The 20,841-nt window shown below is 65.1% G+C and carries 20 protein-coding genes; 14 read left to right on the plus strand and 6 right to left on the minus strand.

Features of this window, described 5'->3' with window-relative positions; translation table 11 throughout:
* Window positions 1-119 precede the first annotated feature (119 nt).
* The gene (locus KF688_11520; protein ID MBX3426299.1) at window positions 120-812 is read left to right on the plus strand and encodes a Uma2 family endonuclease; all 693 of its coding nucleotides are present in this window, start codon (window positions 120-122) and stop codon (window positions 810-812) included.
* Between the two features lie 166 nt (window positions 813-978).
* Here KF688_11520 and KF688_11525 read toward each other — a convergent pair whose 3' ends face one another.
* A complete protein-coding gene (locus KF688_11525; protein MBX3426300.1) occupies window positions 979-1,713 on the minus strand; it encodes a hypothetical protein in 735 nt (244 codons plus the stop codon).
* A 401-nt stretch (window positions 1,714-2,114) separates the two neighbouring features.
* Between KF688_11525 and glgC the strand changes: the two genes are divergently transcribed.
* Window positions 2,115-3,350 (plus strand): glucose-1-phosphate adenylyltransferase, encoded by a 1,236-nt coding sequence (gene glgC / locus KF688_11530; GenBank protein ID MBX3426301.1) that lies wholly within the window; start codon window positions 2,115-2,117, stop codon window positions 3,348-3,350.
* A gap of 113 nt (window positions 3,351-3,463) precedes the next feature.
* On the opposite strand, the gene KF688_11535 is transcribed toward glgC, so the two are convergent.
* The gene (locus KF688_11535) at window positions 3,464-4,426 is read right to left on the minus strand and encodes a hypothetical protein (GenBank protein ID MBX3426302.1); all 963 of its coding nucleotides are present in this window, start codon (window positions 4,424-4,426) and stop codon (window positions 3,464-3,466) included.
* 364 nt (window positions 4,427-4,790) lie between these two features.
* On the opposite strand from KF688_11535, the gene fae reads away from it, so the two are divergent.
* The 3 genes from fae to KF688_11550 all read left to right on the plus strand — a co-directional run bounded on the left by fae (window position 4,791) and on the right by KF688_11550 (window position 7,041).
* Entirely contained in the window at window positions 4,791-5,294 is a 504-nt protein-coding gene (gene fae, locus KF688_11540; GenBank protein MBX3426303.1) for a formaldehyde-activating enzyme, read from the plus strand.
* Between the two features lie 206 nt (window positions 5,295-5,500).
* Window positions 5,501-6,370: a bifunctional NADP-dependent methylenetetrahydromethanopterin dehydrogenase/methylenetetrahydrofolate dehydrogenase gene (locus KF688_11545; GenBank protein MBX3426304.1), complete on the plus strand. Its 870-nt coding sequence runs from the start codon at window positions 5,501-5,503 to the stop codon at window positions 6,368-6,370.
* Between the two features lie 50 nt (window positions 6,371-6,420).
* Window positions 6,421-7,041 (plus strand): TetR/AcrR family transcriptional regulator, encoded by a 621-nt coding sequence (locus KF688_11550; protein ID MBX3426305.1) that lies wholly within the window; start codon window positions 6,421-6,423, stop codon window positions 7,039-7,041.
* 41 nt (window positions 7,042-7,082) lie between these two features.
* Here KF688_11550 and KF688_11555 read toward each other — a convergent pair whose 3' ends face one another.
* Entirely contained in the window at window positions 7,083-7,667 is a 585-nt protein-coding gene (locus KF688_11555) for a TetR family transcriptional regulator (protein MBX3426306.1), read from the minus strand.
* Window positions 7,668-7,828: 161 nt separating this feature from the next.
* Here KF688_11555 and KF688_11560 point away from each other — a divergent pair, with 161 nt between their 5' ends.
* Entirely contained in the window at window positions 7,829-8,677 is an 849-nt protein-coding gene (locus KF688_11560; GenBank protein ID MBX3426307.1) for an isoprenylcysteine carboxylmethyltransferase family protein, read from the plus strand.
* 79 nt (window positions 8,678-8,756) lie between these two features.
* Here KF688_11560 and KF688_11565 read toward each other — a convergent pair whose 3' ends face one another.
* On the minus strand, window positions 8,757-9,419 hold the full coding sequence (locus KF688_11565; GenBank protein ID MBX3426308.1) for a DUF4339 domain-containing protein: 663 nt from the start codon (window positions 9,417-9,419) through the stop codon (window positions 8,757-8,759).
* 258 nt (window positions 9,420-9,677) lie between these two features.
* Here KF688_11565 and KF688_11570 point away from each other — a divergent pair, with 258 nt between their 5' ends.
* The 7 genes from KF688_11570 to KF688_11600 all read left to right on the plus strand — a co-directional run bounded on the left by KF688_11570 (window position 9,678) and on the right by KF688_11600 (window position 17,816).
* Entirely contained in the window at window positions 9,678-10,478 is an 801-nt protein-coding gene (locus KF688_11570; protein ID MBX3426309.1) for an undecaprenyl-diphosphate phosphatase, read from the plus strand.
* Window positions 10,479-10,533: 55 nt separating this feature from the next.
* Window positions 10,534-12,789 carry a penicillin acylase family protein gene (locus KF688_11575; protein ID MBX3426310.1) on the plus strand — a complete coding sequence of 752 codons (2,256 nt, stop codon included), beginning with the start codon at window positions 10,534-10,536 and terminating at the stop codon, window positions 12,787-12,789.
* A gap of 150 nt (window positions 12,790-12,939) precedes the next feature.
* Entirely contained in the window at window positions 12,940-13,908 is a 969-nt protein-coding gene (locus KF688_11580; GenBank protein ID MBX3426311.1) for a signal peptidase, read from the plus strand.
* A gap of 48 nt (window positions 13,909-13,956) precedes the next feature.
* On the plus strand, window positions 13,957-14,385 hold the full coding sequence (locus tag KF688_11585) for a hypothetical protein (GenBank protein MBX3426312.1): 429 nt from the start codon (window positions 13,957-13,959) through the stop codon (window positions 14,383-14,385).
* Between the two features lie 249 nt (window positions 14,386-14,634).
* Window positions 14,635-14,922, plus strand: coding sequence for a co-chaperone GroES (locus KF688_11590; protein MBX3426313.1), 288 nt, complete (start codon window positions 14,635-14,637; stop codon window positions 14,920-14,922).
* A gap of 24 nt (window positions 14,923-14,946) precedes the next feature.
* The gene (locus KF688_11595; GenBank protein MBX3426314.1) at window positions 14,947-15,843 is read left to right on the plus strand and encodes a class I SAM-dependent methyltransferase; all 897 of its coding nucleotides are present in this window, start codon (window positions 14,947-14,949) and stop codon (window positions 15,841-15,843) included.
* Window positions 15,844-16,145: 302 nt separating this feature from the next.
* Window positions 16,146-17,816 carry a protein kinase gene (locus KF688_11600; protein ID MBX3426315.1) on the plus strand — a complete coding sequence of 557 codons (1,671 nt, stop codon included), beginning with the start codon at window positions 16,146-16,148 and terminating at the stop codon, window positions 17,814-17,816.
* Window positions 17,817-17,911: 95 nt separating this feature from the next.
* Here the strand turns inward: KF688_11600 and KF688_11605 are convergent, their stop codons facing one another.
* Entirely contained in the window at window positions 17,912-18,502 is a 591-nt protein-coding gene (locus KF688_11605; GenBank protein ID MBX3426316.1) for a hypothetical protein, read from the minus strand.
* Between the two features lie 408 nt (window positions 18,503-18,910).
* A complete protein-coding gene (rfbB, locus tag KF688_11610; GenBank protein ID MBX3426317.1) occupies window positions 18,911-20,017 on the minus strand; it encodes a dTDP-glucose 4,6-dehydratase in 1,107 nt (368 codons plus the stop codon).
* A gap of 86 nt (window positions 20,018-20,103) precedes the next feature.
* On the opposite strand from rfbB, the gene KF688_11615 reads away from it, so the two are divergent.
* Window positions 20,104-20,814: a DUF2270 domain-containing protein gene (locus KF688_11615; GenBank protein ID MBX3426318.1), complete on the plus strand. Its 711-nt coding sequence runs from the start codon at window positions 20,104-20,106 to the stop codon at window positions 20,812-20,814.
* The last annotated feature ends 27 nt before the right edge of the window (window positions 20,815-20,841 follow it).

The following is a 20,841-nucleotide window of genomic DNA, read 5'->3' on the forward strand; positions in this document are numbered from 1 at the left end:
AACGGATTGTTTACAAAAAGGGTCGGCCGTCTGCGTTAGTCCGCCTGAGTTTGCAGGATTGCAGAGATCGGTCCATAATGAGAGCGTGACTCCCCGCTTTTTCTAAGCGTTTTACGCGTATGAGCACCGCGCCCACGCCCTATTCCGCGCCGCCGCTCGTGTTTCCGGCTGGTTGGACCCTCGCCCAGGTGCAGGATCGGCTGGGGAACGTGCCGGCCGAACGAATTCGCGTCAATCCGCCGCTCGGCACGGCGACGATCGACGACGCGATCCGACTGTGCGAATCCAAGGAGTCGCTCTGCGAATGGGTCGACGGCATCCTGGTGGACAAAGCGATGGGGGTTTGGGAATCGGGGATCGCGGCGGTGTTGATTCAGTTGATTCGCAATTTTCTCGATGAGCAGCCGCTGGGGTTCGTCGCCGGCGAGGCCGGCATGCTGCGGATCCTCCCAGATCGCATGCGTATTCCAGATGTTTCTTTCATTCGTTGGGAGCGCTTTCCCGACCGCAAGTTGCCGCGGGAGGCGGCGTTTCGCATCGCCCCTGATCTGGCCGTGGAAATCCTCTCGCCGGGCAACACGAAGCGCGAGATGGAACTCAAGCTCGCCGAGTATCTTAACGCCGGCGTGCAACTCGTGTGGTACATCGAACCGACGACGCGGACGGCCATCGTTCATCGCCCTGGCGAGCCGGCGCGTTCGATCGACGCCGACGGCATGCTCGACGGCGCGGGCGTTCTGCCGGGCTTTACTGTGCGTTTGGGCGAAATCTTCGCCCGCGCCGAGCGCGGCGCCGGCGGATTAAAAGCGTAGCGGCCAAAAGGTTGAGTGTACGGACGTCGCTAACCCACGTTCGACGCTGCTCCCCCGCCAAAGCTGTCCGGATTTCGGGGGCCACCTCACCGAGCTGGGAAGCGTCAGCTCCTGGAGGAAGGAGAACTCACTCCGGGAGCTGACGCATCCCGGCTCGGGGCGCCCTTCACGAGCGGAGGAACGGCATGTCGCGCCGCAGTTGGCGCACGCGCTCGACGTCGATTTCCGCTTCGAGCACCGATTCCTCCTCGCCGGCCTCCGCGACGATCTCGCCGAGCGGGTCGACGACGACGCTTTGCCCCGGGTAGGCGACGTACGGGTCGCGCCCGCAGCGGTTGCAGCCGATCATGTAGGCTTGGTTTTCGATGGCCCGGGCGACCAAGAGCGCTTTCCAGTGGTTGATGCGCGCCTCGGGCCAATTGGCGACGTTCACCAGGACTTCGGCCCCGGCGAGCGCCGCCTCGCGCTGCACATGAGGGTGGCGAAGGTCGAAGCAGATCGACGGCCCCAACATTGTCCCCGCGAGATCTGCGACCACGACTTCCGTCCCCGGTGCGTAGGACAGCCCCTCTTTCACCAACACGAACGGATGCCGCTTGGCGTAGCGGGCGATCTCGCCGTCGGGACCGGCCGTCAGGCACGTATTGCGGCAGACTGAGCCGTCGCGAACGACGATTCCCGCGGCGACGTAGCACCCCCGCTGGCGGGCCAACTCGACGACGGCCGCCGCCGAGTCGCCGGCTCCGGCGGCCTGGGACCGCATGGTGAAACCGACGTCGGCCATCTCGGGGAGTACAATCAGCGACCCGGGGGATACATGCGCCGTCAGCGCGCGCCACTTCGCATAGTTGGCCTCCTTGTCGAGCCAGACTGTGTCGAGTTGCACGAGGGCGAGATGCATGAGAGCGGCCCAGGGTCGCGGATTGTGGGGCGGAAGTCGTCGGGAGGGGAGCGGGGCGGATCAGCCTGGTGAGTTGGCACAGGCTATAATCTGGGTTGGCGACGGCGCAACATCTGTCTCGGTCAGCAGGTTGCGTCGTCCACAACCCAAGCGACTCGTGCTGACAAAGCACGAGACTACCGCTTCTTCGCCGAGGGCGACACCGGGGGCTGGGCGAACGAGGCGCGTCACCCCCGTTGAATTCCTGGGGCGTCTCCGCGGCGGCGCCCCTCCCGCGGGGGTGGATTCGCAGCAAGCCCCGTTACGCCCCCGGCTCCGATCGCCTAGAATCTGCGCGGGGGTCGCGGCTTCGCCCGGCCCGATCAGCAGGACACGGGCGCCGCACCACGGAGGTTGCTTTCATGAAGGATGTTCTGGCCGTCGTTCTGGCTGGGGGGAAGGGGGCGCGGCTCGAGCCGCTCACCCGTGATCGGGCCAAGCCCGCGGTTCCCTTCGGCGGCATCTATCGCATCATCGACTTCACGCTCTCCAACTGCCTCAACAGCGGCGTCCGGAAGATTCTGGTCCTGACGCAGTACAAGGCGATGAGCCTGGCGCGTCACGTGACCAACGGCTGGCGCCACCTGCTGTGCCGTGAACTGGGCGAGTTTATCGACGTCGTCCCCCCGCAGCAACGGATCGACGAGCAGTGGTATCAGGGAACCGCCGACGCGGTCTACCAGAACATCTACACGCTCGAGCAGGAACGGCCCGAGCACGTCGTCATTTTGGCCGGCGACCATATCTACAAGATGAACTACGGCAAGATGGTCGCTTTCCATACCGAATCGGGAGCCGATCTGACGATCGCCGCGCTGCGGGTCCCGAAGGCCGAGGCGACTGCGTTCGGCGTCATGCAGGTCGACGCCGAAAACCGCATTGTCGGCTTCCAGGAAAAACCGAAGAACCCTCAAACGATCCCCGGCGACGACGAGCACTGTCTGGCGTCGATGGGCATCTACGTGTTCAACGCGCCGTTTCTGTTCGATCAGCTCTGCCAGGACGCAACGTTGCCGGACAGTTCGCATGACTTCGGCAAGAACATCATCCCGTCGATCATCAATACGCACCGGGTGATGGCCTTCCCGTTCAAGGACGAGAACAGCAAGGAGGACGCTTACTGGCGCGACGTCGGGACGCTCGACGCGTACTACGAGGCGAATCTCGAACTGTGCGCCGTTGATCCGCTCTTGAACTTGTACGACTACCACTGGCCGGTGCGGACCGATCAACCGAACCTGCCGCCGCCGAAGTTCGTGTTCGACGAAGACACGGGCCGGCGCGGCGAGGCCCACGACAGCATCGTCGCCGCGGGGACGATCATCAGCGGCGGACGCGTCACGCGCAGCGTGCTGGGCCCCAAGACCCGCGTCGAGGAGCGGGCCGAGGTGACCGAGTCGATCCTGTTTGCCGGGGTGCACGTCGGCAAGGGGGCGATCATCCGCCGGGCGATAATCGACAAGAACGTTTGCATCCCCGACGGAGCCCAGGTCGGCGTCGACCACGCCGCCGACCGCCGCCGCGGCTTTGAAGTCACCGAAAAGGGGGTCGTCGTCATTCCGATGATCGAGGGGGGTGACGCGCTGTTCAAGAAGTGACGCCGCTTTGGCGCCGGGTCGCCAAGGGATTGCATTGGCTATTTCCGCCACGACTTCCGTCCGTGGCGCTCGTGGCGACTATGCGGTTCAAGACCCGAGCAGCGGCGACAAGGTCAAAACATCCGCGTCTGAAACGCCTGCGTGACGTGCCGGGCGTTGAATCCCGCGGCTTGCAGTCGGCCGGCGAAGTCGGCCGGGCCGTGGGTGCACAGAATCTCCCGCGGTTGGACCCGTTCGGCCGTTTGCAGAAGTTCCAAGTAGTCTGCGTGGTCCGACAGCGGCAGCGCGTGCGTCACCTTCCACCGATGTTGCGTGCCGGGGTCGACGGCCCAGCCTGTCAGCGCAATGCTGACGATGTCTTTGATCCCCGGCAGACGATAGGAGCCTGAGTTCTTCGGCAACGTGACGACCGCAGCTCCGGCGAGATGCTCTTTGGCGTACGGTCGCACGTCCCCCAGATCGACGCCGCACGCGCGGTAGATTTCGCTGATCGCGAAGATCTGCGGATGCTGCAGCACGGGAATCCGCTCGGCAGTAAGCAACCGCGTCGCCTCCTGCGACTTTCCCAGCGGATAGGCATGGATGACCGGCGTCGAACCGTCGGCCAACGCGTTACGGACGATCTCAAGCAAGCGTTCGACGACCTCCTCACGGGGCGGCATGACGTATCGCGGTTGGCCGAACGTGCATTCCATGACCAGCAAGTCGGCCCGTGGCAGTTCGGCCTGCTCGGCGGTCGCCGAGGGGCCGAGTTTGTAGTCCCCCGTGTAGAGCGCCGATCCCGCCTCGGATTCGATCAGCAGCATCGCCGATCCCAGGCAGTGCCCGGCGGGGTGAGTGGTGAGCCGGACCTCGCCGAACTCCCTGGGGGTGCGATAGGGCAATTCCACGACCCGTCGCCGCGGCCCCAATCGATGCTGGTAGATCCGCCCCGTCGCAGGGGTTGCGTAGGCAAGTTCGTGCGGGGCGATATGGTCGGCATGGGCGTGCGACACGAACCCCGCCCCCTGCCGTCGCCGTACGTCCAGCGCCAATCGCGGCCGGGTCAGAAACAATCCGTCGTCCCAGTGAATCATGGTCGCTCGCGAGTCGAAAACTGGTGCGGAACATTGCGCGAAGACGCTAACAGATCCGCCAAACAGACGCTTGCTCGATCTGAACGGAACGTCAACCTCTTCCCTTGCGCCTGGCGGCTTGGCGCGAGATGTCTTTGCCGCGGCTCCTGACGGGACCGGCAAGGCGAACATTATGCAGCGTTTCGGGCGCCTTGCCGGGGTCCCTGCCGAGCCGGTATCCTAACACGCCTGGGCAGCGGCCCGAGTGCGGCATTTTTGATGCCGCCGCGTCGCCCGGCCGCCGCGTCCGATCGCGGAGGATCTCTTGACCTTCGTCGACGCTCGGCCGCAGAGCGCTGCGAGATTCTCTCATGCGTCTTTGGAGATTGCGCGAATGTCGATGTTCATTGGAGAAGCTCTTGCCGGCGACGGCAATGAAATCGCTCATATTGACCTGCTGCTGGGGAGCAAGGACGGGCCTGTCGGCATCGCCTTCGCCAACGCCCTGGCCCGGCAAAGCGAAGGGCACACGAACCTGCTTGCCGTACTGACCCCCAATCTGGCGGTCAAGCCGGCGACCGTCATGATCACCAAAGTGACCATCAAGGGAATGCGGCAAGCCGTGCAGATGTTCGGCCCTGCTCAGGCCGCCGTCGCCAAGGCGATCGCCGACAGCGTCGCCGACGGGGTCATCAAGAAGTCCGATGCCGAGGACTTGGTTTGCGTCTGCGGCGTGTTCATTCACCCCGAGGCGGCCGACGACAAGAAGATCTACGACTACAACTACGAGGCCACGAAGATGGCGGTCAAGAACGCAATGACCGGCAAGCCGACAGCCGACGAAATGATCGCCGGCAAAGACGCCGTCCACCCGTTCCGCGGGTTCTAAGGCTGTCCGGTCGGCGACCGTCGAGGCGGTTGCCGACAAGGTCGTCCACGCACCACGCGTCGCAATCTGCGGCGCGTGGTTTTTTGTTTGCATCGTTTGCGGTCGCCGTGTCAGACTGAGGAAAGTTCCCCTTGCGCAAATCTGCCGCTCGTCCTCTCAGCACGCGCCCCTGACCTCCGAACCCCAGCCCCTTGTCTTCCCCAGCCATGTCCCGCCCCAAGATCCTCCTCTGCCTCGACACCGATCCGCACCCCTCGGTGTTCGACGGAGTCGTGGCCGTCGATGCCGGCGTCGATCACCTGTTGCGTTACGGCGGCGTGCGGCCCGCAGACGTGCGTGATCTCGTCTACGGCGCTATGTTCACTCGGGGGGGGGACGACCTGCGACACACGGCTGTGTTCGTCGGCGGGTCCGACGTCGCTGCCGGCGAGGGCGTGCTCAAAGCGGTGTGCGACAGCTTCTTCGGCCCCGTGCGCGTTTCGGCAATGCTCGACTCGAACGGCGCCAATACGACCGCCGCGGCTGCGGTGATCGCCGCTCGTCGACACGTGGGGCTCCGCGGGGCGACCGTCACGGTGTTGGCCGCCACGGGTTCGGTCGGATCGCGCGTCGTCCGACTTATGGCCAGTTCGGGGGCCCAGGTGCGCGTCGTTTCGCGCAAGCTGACCCACGCCGAAGGGACCTGCGATCGGGTCGCCGCCAGCGTGCCGGGCGCCGACCTGCTGCCGCTCCACGCCGAGGACGAGCCAGGCTTCGCCGCGACGCTCGAAGGGGCGCACGTTGTAGTAAGCTGCGGCCCGCCGGGAGTTTCACTGTTGAGCGAGAGGGCGCTCGCCGCGAATCCCACGCTGGAAGTGGCGATCGACCTGAACGCGGTCCCCCCCGTCGGCTTGGGCGGGATCAATCCGCAGGCCAAGGCCGAGCGACGCCACGACCGCCTCTGCTATGGCGCCCTAGGAGTCGGCGGCACGAAGATGAAGATCCACCGCGCGGCGATCGCGCAGCTCTTCACGGCGAACGATCAGGTGTTCGACCTGGAGCAAATCTACGAGATCGGTCTCCGCATCGAGGAATAAGCTCGCTCGCTTGTCGCCAATCGCCGCATTGCCGTCGCGTTCGCCCGCTCATGGCCTTCAACTGCACCCACAAGCCGGTCGTCGAACTGTTCGGCGTCCCCCCGGCCCCCCGGACCGGCCGGACACGACTAATCTACGCTGCGATCGAACTTGTGTACAGCTACGGCTTCCAGGCGATCGGCGTCGATCAGATCGTCGCCGCCGCGGGGGTCACGAAAACCACCTTTTACAAACACTTCGACGGCAAGGACGACCTGCTCGCCGCGGCGATCCAGCAGCGCGACGAGTGGGAAATGCAGGCCTGGACTGCCGCGGTGGAACGGATTGCCGCCGACGACCCCAAGGCGCAACTGCTGGCGATGTTCGACGTGCTCGACGTCTGGTTTAATGCGCCCGAGTTTCGCGGCTGTCAGTTCATTAACGCCGCAGCAGAATTTCCCGACCCGCGCGATCCCGTGCATCAGATCGCCGCGCGTCATAAGCGGAAGACCCGCGACTACTTTCGCGATCTGGCCGCCAAGGCCGGGGCCGCGGAACCGGAAGCTTTCGCCGATCACTACACCGCTCTGGTCGAGGGGACGCTCGTCCTGCGCCAAGTTCATGGTCGCGACGACGCAGCCCAGGCGATCAAGCCGGCGATCGAGCGGCTCGTCGCCGAGTCGCTTCCCTGAGGGTTCGCAATGCCAAGGCTCGCGCACCGCGCAAACGCCCGTCACTCCGTCGGAGCGGTCCCGGACAGACTCGCGTCGATGACGAGATCCGCCACCCGCCGCGCCACGTCGACGACGCACCGCTTGCCGGAAACATGCCTCGTCACGTAGCACCCCTCCATGATCAGGCACAACTCGCGGGCCAACAGCCGCGGGTCGCGAGCCCCCGCCTGACGAGCCAAATCCGCTACGAAGTTCTCGATAGCCTGCTTGCTTTCCGCCGCGGCGACATGTGCCGGGTCGTGGGGCAGGGGGAACTCGATCGCGGCGTTGACGAAGACGCAGCCGTGGAAGTCGTCGGACTCGACCAGTTGCTCGACCACGTCCACCAGCGCCCGCAGTTGGGCCGCAGGGTCGTTGCCGCCTCGTTCGACGACGATGGCGGCGAACATCTCCGCAAGTTGCCGATGCTGGAACTCCAGCCCGGCGAGCATCAGTTCCTCTTTGCTCTCATAGTGCTTATAGAAAGCGGTTTTGCTGATTCCCACCTCGCCCAGCACTTGGTCGATGCCGACGTTGCGAAACCCCTCGCGGTAGAACCGCCGCAGGGCGGCTTCGGCCAGACGTTGGCGAGTCGGCGTTTTCATCGGGTTTTCTCGACTGGCGCCGGGGGGTTGACCGCAAGTCAACCTCCGAGTGTACCACAAGTCAACTCCGCGCCCGACGGTCTGCTCCGATAATTGCCCTGCAAGCGATGTTAGACCCTGCCGGTCGTCGCCGGCCGCCCCGTTCACCGGAGTTCCGATCGATGAAACGTTGGTTGTTCCTGATCTACGGCGTCTGTTGCCACCTGTTGTTCTTGGGGGTCTTTGCCTGCATGGCCGCGTTCGTGGGGAATCTGCTCCTCCCCAAGACGATCGACTCCCCCAGCGCGCTCACTGCGGGCGCAGCCGTCGCCGTCAATCTGGCACTGGCGGCGCTGTTCGGGTTGCAGCACTCGATCATGGCGCGCCCGGGATTCAAGCAGGCGTGGACCCGGTTCGTCCCGCCGCCGATCGAGCGCAGCACCTACGTGCTCGTCTCCTGTCTCGTCACAATTCTGGTCATGCGACATTGGCAAGGGATCGATGCGGTCGTGTGGAAGATCGAGCAACCGACGCTGCGGACCGCGGCGTGGGCGCTCTTCGCCGCGGGTTGGCTGATGGTCCCCGTCGCCAGTCTGCTCATCAACCATTTCGATCTGTTCGGGACACGTCAGGTTTGGCTCTACTTCCGCGGGCGCGAGTACGCGGCCCTGCCGTTCCGGGCGCCGCTGGCGTATCGACACGTGCGGCACCCCCTGTACCACGGCTGGACGCTCGCCTTCTGGGCGACCCCGACCATGACAGCCGGCCACCTGCTGTTCGCCGTGACGATGACCGGCTACATGTGGGGCGCGGCGCTGCTCGAGGAACGTGACTTGGTGCGCCATTTCGGCGCCAAGTACGAGCGCTATCGCAAGCTCGTGCCGATGATCATTCCACGGTGGAAGCCAGCCGCACTGGAGGCGGTTGTTCCGCTGGCGGAGGAACATTTCTCTACGACGGCGTCATCGACTTCAACGGGATCGCTCGCGGCGTTGACCGTCTCGGCGTCCGGTTCGCCGTCATCGTCCTGATCGGCGTCCTCGGCCCGACGATAAGCGATGTTAAGCCGCAGCCGGCGCCAGCGTTTGCGGCACAATGCGGGCGCGGCGGTTACCGCCACAGCACGATCGCCAGGATTGCCATCAGCACGGCGACGACCAGGGCCAGCGTGATCGTGATTTGCTGATTGCGGCGCTTGCGCCGGGCGATCTTTGCGCGGTGAGTCGTTGCAGCCGGGCTTTCCGGGGCGTGCGTCGTCGCGGCGGGCGAAACGGACGCGGCAGCGATCGCGACGACGGGGTCGGCCGGGACCGCCGGGCGTGCGGGGCGAATCGGCGCCACGGTCGTCGCGGCGGGGGGGGCGGATGTCAACGACTTTTGCTTGAACCCGGCGAGGGCGTCGCGGGCCGGTTTCCACTCGGGCCAACCGTCGCGCCATACCCAACTGTCGCCGGGAACCCGTCCCTCGGCGATCCAGGCTTCGAACACCGCAGTCGTTGCCGGGCCGAACTGCCCCCCGCTCGCTGGTCGCACGTACCAAGCGTCGGCTGGCGCGGTTGCGGCAGGCGCCGAGGCGAATTCGGCCGAGACGCTGACGCTGCCGCCGGCGCCTGCGGTGATCGCCGCGACGGCCTCCACGGCCTCGACGCGTCCCCCGCTCTCGGCCGGGACGATGAACCGGGCCTGGCAAGCGGGGCAAATCCCTCGTTTGCCGATCAGGTCGGTCTTGATGTTGAGCTTGTGCCCGTTGGGGCACTCGAATCGGACGCCCATGTCGCAATGCTCAGGGAGGAGGGCCGACGAACCGCGACATCCGGGGCGCGCGCTGCCGAATTCGTCGACCATCGCCGGATCAGCAGCGTGCCTGTCGCGTTCCCCCCCGTCGTAGTCAGTGTAACTTGCCGCTGCAATCGCGAGAACCCGCCGCACGCTCAGCGGCGGCATGGTAGAGTTGGGGATTCCCCGCCGCCCGACCGGACCTGCCGACCCCGGGCGTGCGGCTCCCGCCCGGTCCCCTCGCCGCTGCCCGCCATGTCGCTGTTGGAAATCGTCATTCTCGCGGTGCTGCAAGGGATCACCGAATTTCTGCCCGTGAGCAGCTCGGGCCATCTGGTCGTCGCTAACGCGCTGATGGAGCGGCTCGGTTCCCAGCCTGTGCCGGACTTGCTTGAAGTGAGCATCACGCTTCACCTGGGGACGCTCGCCTCAGTCCTGGCGTATTACCGCAAGGAGATCCTGAGGCTCTTGTCGACCGATCGGCGGGTGATTCCGCTGTTGGTCGTGGGGACGATCCCCGCGGCGGCGCTGGGCGTGTGGCTCAAAAAGCTCGCCCCGCCGGCGGTTAAGGAGGCCGTGCTCGAAAGCCCGCTCACCGCGGGCCTCTGCTTTCCGATCACCGCGGCCCTGTTGTGGTGGGCCATGAAGCCCCGCGACGGAGATCAGGAGTACCAGCAACTGAGCGTGACGCAGTCGCTGGGGATCGGTGTGCTGCAAGCGTTTGCGCTGCTGCCGGGGATCTCGCGAAGCGGGTCGACGATCGCCGGCGGGATCTTCGCCGGAATGCGGCGCGACGCGGCGGCGACGTTCGCCTTTCTGTTGGCGATTCCCGCGATCCTCGGCGCCGGGGCGCTCGAAGGTTTGGAGATGTACAAGAAGGGGGGGTCGGGGACTGAGCCCCTCAATTTGGCAGTCGGGTTTATCGTATCGATGCTTATAGGGCTTGGGGCGTTGGCGCTCTTGATCCGCTGGGTTGAACGGGGGCGGATCGCGCTGTTTGCCTACTACCTCGTGCCGCTGGGAATCGCCGTCGTTGCTTGGCAGCTTGCGAAGTGAGCCCTCGCGACCCTTCTGGCGCTCTCCGATCGCCGATTGCGGTTACATTGGTCGCATGCACCGGACCGTGATCAAGCACCGTCATTCCGCCGTCGGGTTGCCGACGCTTGCGATCCTGCGCCGTGGGGCGGGTCTGATTGTTACGGTTGTCGTCGCGCTCGCTGTCGTCGAATCCATTGCGGCCGAGGAGGGGCCCGACGATTTGGCGCCCGATCGCCTCGCCGCGGCCGTGACGATCGTTCGCGACGAGTTCGGAACGCCCCATGTTCACGGCAAGACAGACGAGGCGACGCTGCTGGGGTTCGGTTACGCGCAGGCCGAGGATTACTTCTGGCAGGTCGAGGATTCTTACATCCTCGCCCTGGGTCGTTATGCCGAGGCCCACGGCCCGCAGGGACTCAACTCGGACGTGCTCAATCATGCGTTCGAGATTGCGGCCCGCAGCGAGCGCGACTTTGCCACGCTCGACCGTACCTCGCGCCGATTGTGCACCGCGTTCATCGCGGGGGTGAATCGGTATCTTGACAAACATCCACGGGTGAGGCCGCGGCTGATTGCGCGGTTCGAGCCGTGGCACGTGCTTGCGCTCCACCGGCATGCGGCGCTCGAGTTGGCGTTTCGGCTCACCGGGCTCTCGGAGGAGCGGCTCCCGCGGCGCAATCCGCAGATCTGGCCGGCCACGGGCTCGAACGGCTGGCTGCTGGCCGGCAGTCGCACGTCCTCGGGGGCGCCGATGCTGTTGGCCGCGCCCCACATGCCGTGGTTCGGCTTCGGGCAGCTCGCCGAAGCCCACCTGACGAGCGACGGGGGCGCCGGCCGACCGGCGTGGAACTTCACGGGAGCCCACTTCTATGGCAGCCCCGCGCTGGCCTTGGGACGCAACGCCCGGCTGGGATGGACGCTGGTGACGAACGAGCCGGATATCGCCGACGTGTGGCGCGAGCGGTTCACGCACCCCGACGATCCGCTGGCCTACGAGTACGACGGCTCCTGGCGCGTCGCTCGCGAGTGGGCCGACGTGGTGCGGGTCCGCAAGACCCAGGGCTTCGAGGAGCGGCGAATGACGTTTCGCGCCACGCACCACGGTCCGATCGTCGCCCGCGAGGACGACGGCGTGCTGTTGGCGGCGAACATCGCCGGGCTGTTTGAGACCGTGCCGCTGCGGCAATCGTTGCAGATGGCTCGGGCACGGAACCTTGCCGAATTCCGCGTCGCTCTCGCGGGGATGCAGACGTTGTTCATGAACACGTTGTACGCCGACGCGGACGGCAACATCCTGTTTCTGTACACGTGCCGCGCACCTCGCCGCAATCCGCAGTTCGATTGGTCGAAGCCGGTCGAAGGACGCGACCCCGCGACCGAGTGGCTCGGGGTGCATGAACTGGACGAACTGCCGCAGGTGCTCAACCCCGCGGCGGGATTCCTGCAAAACTGCAACTCGTCTCCGTACGCCGTGACTGACGGCGACAACCCGACCGCTGGCGACTTCCCGCCCTACCTGGTCCGCGACGCCGACGTACAGACCCGCCGGGCGAAGCGTTCGCTGGAGGTGCTGCGCGGAATGCACAATGTATCGTTTGAAGATTGGCAAGCCGCTGCGTTCGACGCCCGCCTCTACTGGGCGACGACCGAACTCCCGCGTTACGCCGCCGCGCTCGAGGAGTTGGCCGGCCGGCGGCCGAAGCTCGCCGAGCGCGTGCGGCCGTACCTCGTGCATCTGCTGGCGTGGAACGGCGTCATCGAGGCCGACTCAACCGCCGCGACGCTGTGCACGGCATGGTTCGAGCAGCTTTACGGCCCCGGCTACCCGGGCGAGGAGTTGCGTCCGCAGTACCGCGACGACCCGGCCGCTCAGCTCGAAGCCCTTGTTGTCGCCGCCGAGCGGCTCGAAGCGATCCACGGCAAATGGCAGATTGCTTACGGGGACTTGTTTCGCATCCAGCGGCGCACGAACGTCGTCGATCTGATCGACCTGAGATTCGACGACGCCGCGGAAAGCTTCCCCAGCTTGGGGGGGCACGGCCCCTTGGGGATCGCGTTCACCCAGTACTACACCCCCAGCGTCGAGATCCCGCTGGTGATCTCCCAGAAGCGACGCTACGCAATCGTCGGCACATCTTACCTGGCTGCGTGGGAATTCGCCCCGGGGGGCGCCCGCGGGGCGAGCCTCGTCCCCTTCGGCGCCAGCGCCGACCCCAAGTCGCCTCACTACCTGGATCAGGCGAAGCTGCTGGGCGAAAGGCGAATGAAAACCGAGCGATTCACCCCGCAACAAGTGTCGCGCCACGCATTGCGAACGTATCATCCGTAAGACGATCCGCCCTTAAGCCCCCGGCGAGTCGCCGGGGGCTTAAGGGCCGGCATGGTTCGATTGGCTCCCGGGCGATATACTTATCCATGCCCTCACCCTCGCTCTGGTTCGGTCTTCCTTATGCCTCGCTACGTCGTTCGTCACGGCATCATGCGCATCCTCGGCGTCTTTGGCGTCAAGGGGAGCGATACGTTCGTGCGCGGCAACCAAGTCATTTGCCGCACCCATCGCGGCACCGAGACGGGCGAGGTGCTGTGCGAAGCGACTGACGCGGCGCTTGCCGGCTTGCAGGACCCGAAGAACGGACAGATTCTCCGCCAGCAGTCGGACGACGACGTGCGGGAGCTGCGCCGGTTGTTCGAGCAACAACAGCACGAGTTCGAGACCTGCCGCCAACGGATCGGCGAGTTGAAACTCGACATGAAGCTGATCGACGTCGAGCGGCTCTATGGCGGCGAGCGGGTGGTCGTCTACTACCTGTCGGAGGATCGCGTCGACTTCCGCGAATTGGTCAAGCATCTGGCGCAGGATTTTCAGACGCGCGTCGAGATGCGCCAAATCGGCGTTCGCGACGAGGCCAAACTGCTGGCCGACTATGGCGATTGCGGCAAACCGGTCTGCTGCAACACGCACCTGTCGGAAATGCCTCCCGTTTCGATGCGGATGGCCAAATTGCAGAAAGCGACGCTCGATCCCAGCAAGATTTCCGGCCGCTGCGGCCGGCTGAAGTGCTGTCTGCGGTATGAGTACGACACGTACCAGACCCTGCAAAAAGACTTGCCCCCCGTGGGATCGGAGATTATCACCAACAATGGACGAGCGCGGGTTCTGGCCCAGGAGATCCTCGCGGGTCAGGTCCTCGTGCAAACCGAAGACATGCGGCGGATCGTGATCGACGCCGACGAGGTGCTCACGGTGCTCAAACGCGGCAGCGGCCGGAACAAGCCGCCGCGGCGCGAGGGGCAGGAAGGCGTCACGCGTCCGGGGCGCGAGACGCCCTCGTACGATCGCCCCCCCGAGCAGACTGGAACCGCCGTCGAGGATGTCGCGGCCGATCCGCTGAATGCAACCGACTCCGACGCCTCTGACGACAAAGCCCCGGACGACAACGCTACTTAGCCGCGCTGATCAAACCGAAGTCTTTGCAACCAAGCGCGATTCCCTTCTATGTCCGACGCCGAACATCCTATCGTCGAACTCCTGCGACGTGACAAGCGGTATCGCCGCGGGGCGTACCAGTTCGTGTTCGATGCGCTCAGCTTCGCTCAGGACAAGCTGGGAATGGGGGTCCCGGTCCCAGGCATGGAAGACGAGGACGACGACGAGGCTCAACGCCACGTCACCGGCCAGCAGCTCTGCGAGGCGATGCGGATCTACGCTCACCAGGAGTACGGCTACCTCGCCAAGCAGGTCCTCAACCACTGGGGCATTCGCACAACAGGCGATTTCGGCGAAATCGTGTTCAACCTGATCGAAGTCGGGCTGATGCGAAAGACGGCCGAGGACCGCCGCGAGGACTTCGACGACGTGTTCGACTTCGACGAGGGCTTCCAGCGGAGCTTTCAGATCACTGCGGCCGACAGCGGCGAGGACTGATGGCCGGTCCCGCCCGACGAACGACGCAACTCGGCCTCGCCGGCTCTCCTGTTGACCGCCGGCGATTCTATCTCGCCTTGGCTGCGCAGGTCGGCTGGGTATTTTTTCTCCTTGCCATGGCCCTTGCCAATTGATTTCGGCCCCCTCGTTCGTTTGAAATAGGAAGAGGCCGTATTGAACGGCCTTTTCGACTTCCGTCCGGCCGACAGCCCCGCGCCGAGAACCGGCAGTTTTGTCCCAGGTCCGCACATGAAGATCGTCCCGCTGGGCGACAAGCTCGTCATCCGACGCTTGAACGCCGCCGAGAAGACCTCCGGAGGGATCGTGCTGCCCGACGCCGCTCGCGACAAACCGCGTGAAGGTCGCGTGCTGAGCGTCGGCGACGGGCGGCTGCTGCCCGACGGCAAACGATCGCCCCACGAGATTCACGAGGGGGACCGCATCGTGTTCAGCCGCTATTCAGGGACCGAGGTGACAATCGACGACGAGAAGCTGCTCATCCTGGCCGCCGACGACGTCCTGGCCGTCGTGCGATGATCGTCACGCTGCGGGCAAGACGCGATGTCCACCTCTGAATCCGCGTGGCCCGATTATGAACTGGTCGATTTCGGCGCAGGACGGCGCTTGGAGCGGTTCGGCGAATGGTTGCTCGATCGTCCGTGTCCTGCAGCCGCAGCGATTGCTCAGTTCAACCCCGCCGCGTGGAGCGAAGCGACGGCCCGATTCGACGGCCAGCGAGCGGCAGCCGGCGCCTGGCGCCCCCCCGCGGCGAAATGGGGCCGGCAGGAACTCCCGTTTGCTGCGCCGCTGGTCGAAGGGGTCGAATTGCGGTTCGCGCTGGAGCCGCTTCCGTCGGGGCAGATTGGCGTCTTCCCCGAGCAGTTCGTCAATTGGCAGTGGATTGCGCGGCAAACGCGAACTGCGATCGCCGCCGACCGCCCGAGCGTACGGGTCTTGAATCTGTTCGCTTACACCGGCGGCAGCACGTTGGCCGCCGCGGCCATGGGGGCCGAAGTCGTGCACGTCGATGCGGCCCGCAGCGTCGTCGCCCGGGCTCGCGACAATGCTGCGGCGTCCGGGCTGGCCGACGCGCCGATCCGTTGGATCGTCGAAGATGCACTCAAATTCTGCCAGCGCGAGGTCAAACGGGGCAATCGGTACGACGCCGTCGTCCTCGATCCCCCCAGCTACGGCCACGGCCCCCAAGGGCAACAGTGGCGAGTGGACCGCGATCTGCTGCCGCTGCTCGAGTTGTGCGGGGAGTTGGTCGAACGCCGGCCGCGATATCTGCTCGTCACGTGCCACACCCCCGGCGTGGGGCAGGCCGAGTTGTCGGCCATGCTCGCCGACGGCGTCTTCGGTCACTGCGGTCAGCCGCCGCATACGGGTGAACTGACTCTGCGAACCCCTGCGGGGCGCTCCCTCCCCAGCGGCGTCTTCGCCCGCTGGCCGCGCTGACGACAGGGGATGAGCTCTCGCCGATAGGAAAAAAGGAAGTTGTTCGGCTCGGCGAGCACAGAGGGGCCGACGATTCTCAGATGCGAATGAAAAACTCGATGGCATTTCCGAGTCAGCGGCTCGAGTTTCAACGCCGGCGCGTATTCAAGTCACTCGTCCGACTCCTCCGCGACCTCTGCGCTCTCCGCGACAAAGCTTCTCTTGCGAGTATCCATTTGACCTGTCCTGAGATCGGGCCCGTCTGTCCCCAGATGCGCGTCGAGGTATGATGGATGCGTCCGCATCTCAGGAGCCTGCACGGCATGATCGACGCCGACCAACGCGATCTTCGCCTCGCTGAAATTCTGCAGCAGGTCGCCGATGCGCCAGCAGGCGAGCGCCCCTCGCTGGAGTCGCTCGTCCTTGCACATCCTGATCTGGCTGCGGAGCTGCGCGAACTCTGGGGGGCGGTGATGGTCGTCGACGCTGTCGCCGGCCGGCCGCACGATCTGGAGGAAACTCCCTTCCTGTACGACAGCCGGCGCGCCGGGGCCGACGCGCGGCCGCCGCGGCAGCTGGGCGACTATGAGTTGCTGGAGGAACTCGGCCGCGGCGGGATGGGCATTGTCTACCGCGCTCGCCAGACGAGCCTCAGTCGCGAAGTGGCCGTCAAAGTGCTCCTCCGGGGCGCTGACGCGAACGCCGGCGATCAGGCGCGCTTTCAGCAGGAAATCGAAGCTGTCGCCCGTCTCGACCACCCGAACATCGTCCCGATCTACGAAACCGGTTCGGTCGACGGCTGGCGATACTTCGGCATGAAGCTGGTCGAAGGGCGGACTCTGGCCCAAGTCTTGGCCGAAGGACCGATGGATCAGATTGACGCCGCGCGGCTCGTCATGCGCATCGCGGGTGCGGTCGACTACGCCCACGTGCAAGGGGTCGTCCACCGCGACCTTAAGCCGGCGAACATCTTGCTCGACGACGCGGGCAGGCCGTTCGTCAGCGACTTCGGCTTGGCGAAGCGAACCGCGGCCGATTTGACGCTGACCACAACGGGGGCGATCCTTGGTACGCCCGCTTACATGGCGCCTGAGCAAGCCTCGGGCGAACGGGGCGACGTGGGGCCAGCCGCTGATGTGTTCAGTTTGGGGGCCATCCTGTATGCCCTGGTCACAGGTCGTCCTCCGTTTCAGGGCTCCACGCCGGTGAACACGGTGCTGATGCTGCTCGAACAAGACCCGGTCCCCCCGCGGCTGCTCGATCGCAGTCTCGATCGGGATCTTGAGATGATCGCGCTGCGTTGCCTGCAGAAGCCGCCGGAACTGCGTTACGCCTCGGCAGGGGCCCTGTCGAAAGACCTGAACGCGTATCTCACCGGCGGCGACGTTGCGGCCCGAAGCGGCAAGTTATCGCACGTCGTGGCCCGGGTGTTTCGAGAAACCCACCATGCGACGGTGCTCGAGAACTGGGGCGCCCTCTGGATGTGGCACGCCGCGGTCCTGTTGATCCTGTGTCTGGTGACCAACTGGCTCGACGTTCATCGAGGCGACTGGCCGGCGACGAATCTCCACTGGCCCTATGTGGCGCTCTGGGGAGGAGGGCTGGCCGTATGGGCCCCGATCTTTTGGGCCTTGCGCCGCCGCGCCGGACCGGTCACCGCCGTCGAACGCCAAATTGCTCACGCCTGGGGAGGCAGCATCGTCGCGGTCGTGCTGCTGTTCGTCGTCGAGGCCCTGCTGAAGCTCCCCGTGCTGACGTTGTCGCCCGTGCTGGGACTGATCGCGGGGCTGGTCTTCACCGTCAAAGGGGGCATTTTGGCCGGGGCGTTCTACGTCAGCGCCTTCGCCTTGTTCGCCTGCGGACTGACGATGGCCGCGATGCAGCGGATGGGCTGCCCCTACGGCGTCTCGCTGTTCGGACTCATAGCGGCCGGGGCGTTTTTCATCCCGGGGCTCAAGTACCACCGCCAGGGGAAGCGGCGACACGCTCCTTAGCAAGCGAGAGTACGCTCCTGCCGGAAATCGCACCTCGGATTGCGCCATGCGGCGCTTCCGAATCGTCTGCGATACGCCGTGATCGAACGGATCGCCTAGCGACGACTATTCGCCGGCTGCGGATAGTAGCCCAACGTGTTCTGGAACACGGCGGCATGGCCGGTCGGGGCCAATGTGCTAGACCCCGACGTCTCGAACGGAGGCCGTGCGGCCATCGAGTTCAACTGATGCTGGAACCGGGCGTTCTGCGCCTGCTGTTGTTGAATTGCCCGCTGCTGATCAATTTGCGGGCGCACTTGGGTGTAGTAGTTCGTCGCGGTCGATGAGAACGGCGAGGAAAGGCTCAAATACGGAGTTACCGACGGCGAGTTGTTTGCACCCGAAAACGGCTTCACGGTCGGACGCGCCGGCCCGGCATTCTGAGCAACCCCTGCAAAGTAATTCTTCGTATACTGATTGCTCATTGCGATGTTCTGTTGGGAAAAACTGCCCACGCTGAGCGCGCGACCAACGGCGCCACGAACCTGCGCTTGGACCGAATACCGGCTCGCAGTCGAACGTTGCCGTACGGTGTTCAGTGCAAACTCTGTGTAGTTCGCCGATTGCGCAGCGGCATAGCTGGGGACGATTTGCGCCACGCATAGCGTAACGATAGCCGTCAGACATACGCGATGTTGCATCGACATGGTTGGGCTCCTTAACAACAAGTCTCGTCGATCGCGGAACATATTGCCGCGGACACTCGCCGGGACCTCTTGCTACCAACATTCTAGTCAGCCCCCCCTCCTGGGGACAAACAATACCCGCGGGAATCGGGCTGAATGACGGATCAAACGCCTCTGTCCTCCGCATATTCGCGCCGCTAGAGGCCGCAAGACCGTCACGACCCGAGCCATGACGGTATCGATGATGGTAGACGGGCTGAAGATGTTCGAATTGCGACGACGGCGGCCCCGGCTGCGTGAACCGGCCTTGGTCGTGCATAGAAAGCAGATGGCGGACTTGCGAACGGCAGGAAGGAACAGGGCGTTCACGAAACGGTCCGACAGAGGATTCGGTTAGCGACGTCGAACTTCGCCGGACTCCTGGCAGCATTACCCTTGCGTCAATAGGGGGCCTCGTTCAGCCCCACGGCAACTACTTCCATTATGCTCCGCCGTCTGCCGCGCGAGCGACTTCTCGGCCGCCGCGACCCACTTGGGATTCTCCAGATACCAAGTTACGGTCGCCGCCAGTCCCGCCTCGAGCGGCGTCCGCGGGGCCCAGCCGAGCCGCTGTTGCGTCGCCGTCGCGTCGAGCGCATACCGCCGATCGTGTCCCGGTCGATCCGTCGTCGCGGCGATCAGTTCGCGACGATGGCGGCCGTCGTTGCGATATCGATCGACCTCGTCGCAGATATGTTCGACGATCCGTCGATTCGACCAACACGCATTGCCGCCCACGAGAACCCGCTCGCCGACGACTCCGCGAGCCAGCGCCAAGCGCAACGCCCGGCAGCCGTCGTCGACGTGCAACCAATCGCGCTCGTGAAGCCCGTCGCCGTACAACGGCAGCGGCTCCCCGCGATCGGCGCACAGGATCATCTTGGGGACGAGTTTCTCAGGAAGCTGTTGCGGGCCGTAGTGGTTGCACGGGTTGACGATCACTACGGGCAGGTCGTACGTTTGCCCGAATGCGCGGGCCAGTAGCTCGCCTCCCGCCTTTGAAGCCGAGTACGGCGAACTGGGTTGCAGCGGACTAGCGGACGTAAACCGTTCGCTCGGCGCGGCCGAGCCGAAGACCTCGTCGGTCGAGACGTGCAAAAACCGGAACCCCTCCTGCTCGTCATTCGGTCGTGAGCGGAGCCAGCGGGTCGTTTCCTCGAGCAGAACGGCGGTTCCCAGTACATTGGCCTGCACGAACCCGGCGGGCTCGACGATCGAACGGTCGACGTGCGACTCGGCCGCCAGATGTACGATCGCCCGGGGGCGGCGCTCCTGCAGCAAGCGGCGGACTAAGTCCGCGTCCCCTACGTCGCCGACGACGAGCTCGTGTCGCGGATCGTTCAGCGCTTCGCCGAGCGACTCTCGCAGGCCGGCGTAGGTCAACGCGTCGAGGTTGACCACATCGTCGGCCTCCTCGGCCAACCATTGGCGCACGAAGTTGCTGCCGATGAACCCGGCCCCGCCCGTGACCAGCACTGTCGATCGCGTTCTGCCCATCTCCTGAGTTTAGCCCGCCCCCGCCGGGGGCAGAAGCAATTTTGGTATAGTGGGCTCGTCCCCCTCGTCTCGACGCGGAGAACGCCATGGATCCAACCCCGCCTCCGCAACCGTTCAACGCCTCGCTCGCGGGGGAGTCCCCCGAGTTCTCCAGCAGCGAGGACGTGACGGCGATCGTCCATTTCTATCGGGCTGAAATGCACCGCTCGACTTTGTGGCGGATGCGGCTTGACACGACGACCAATTGGGCGATTCTAGCGACGACCGCCGTGGTGACGTACAGCTTCAGTCAGGCCGAGCACTCGCATGCGTCGCTGCTGGTGGGGATGCTCATGGTGCTCACGTTTCTGAGCATTGAGGCGCGGCGTTTTCGGATCCTTGCCGTGTGGCGCGAGCGGACTCGGACGCTTGAGCAAAACTTCTTCGCGCCGATCTTCATGAGCGACCCCGTCGCGGCCGAACCGGGGTGGGCTCGCAAGCTGGCTTCCGAACTCAAGAAGCCCGAATTCACGATGACGCGAATGCAAGCGATTCGCGTACGGCTGGCAAGCAACTACATGCCGCTGTTCGGGCTGCTGTTGCTATGCTGGCTGGTGAAGGTCCACTCTGCAGCCGAAGACCAGACGCTGACTCTGGCCCGGTGGATCGACGGCATGGGCGTAGGGTTGATCCCCGGAGAGATCGTTGGCTCCGTCGTCGCTGCCGTCTATGTTGCGCTGATCGCGATCCGTGCGACTAGTCGCGAGATCACCAGCGAGGAGGATCTGTTCCATGATGCCTGCTCACCCGAGTGCTGAGCGGCGTTGCGGCGAAGCTGCGAGCGA

It is taken from the genome of Pirellulales bacterium (genome assembly GCA_019636345.1).
Lineage (GTDB): Bacteria > Planctomycetota > Planctomycetia > Pirellulales > Lacipirellulaceae.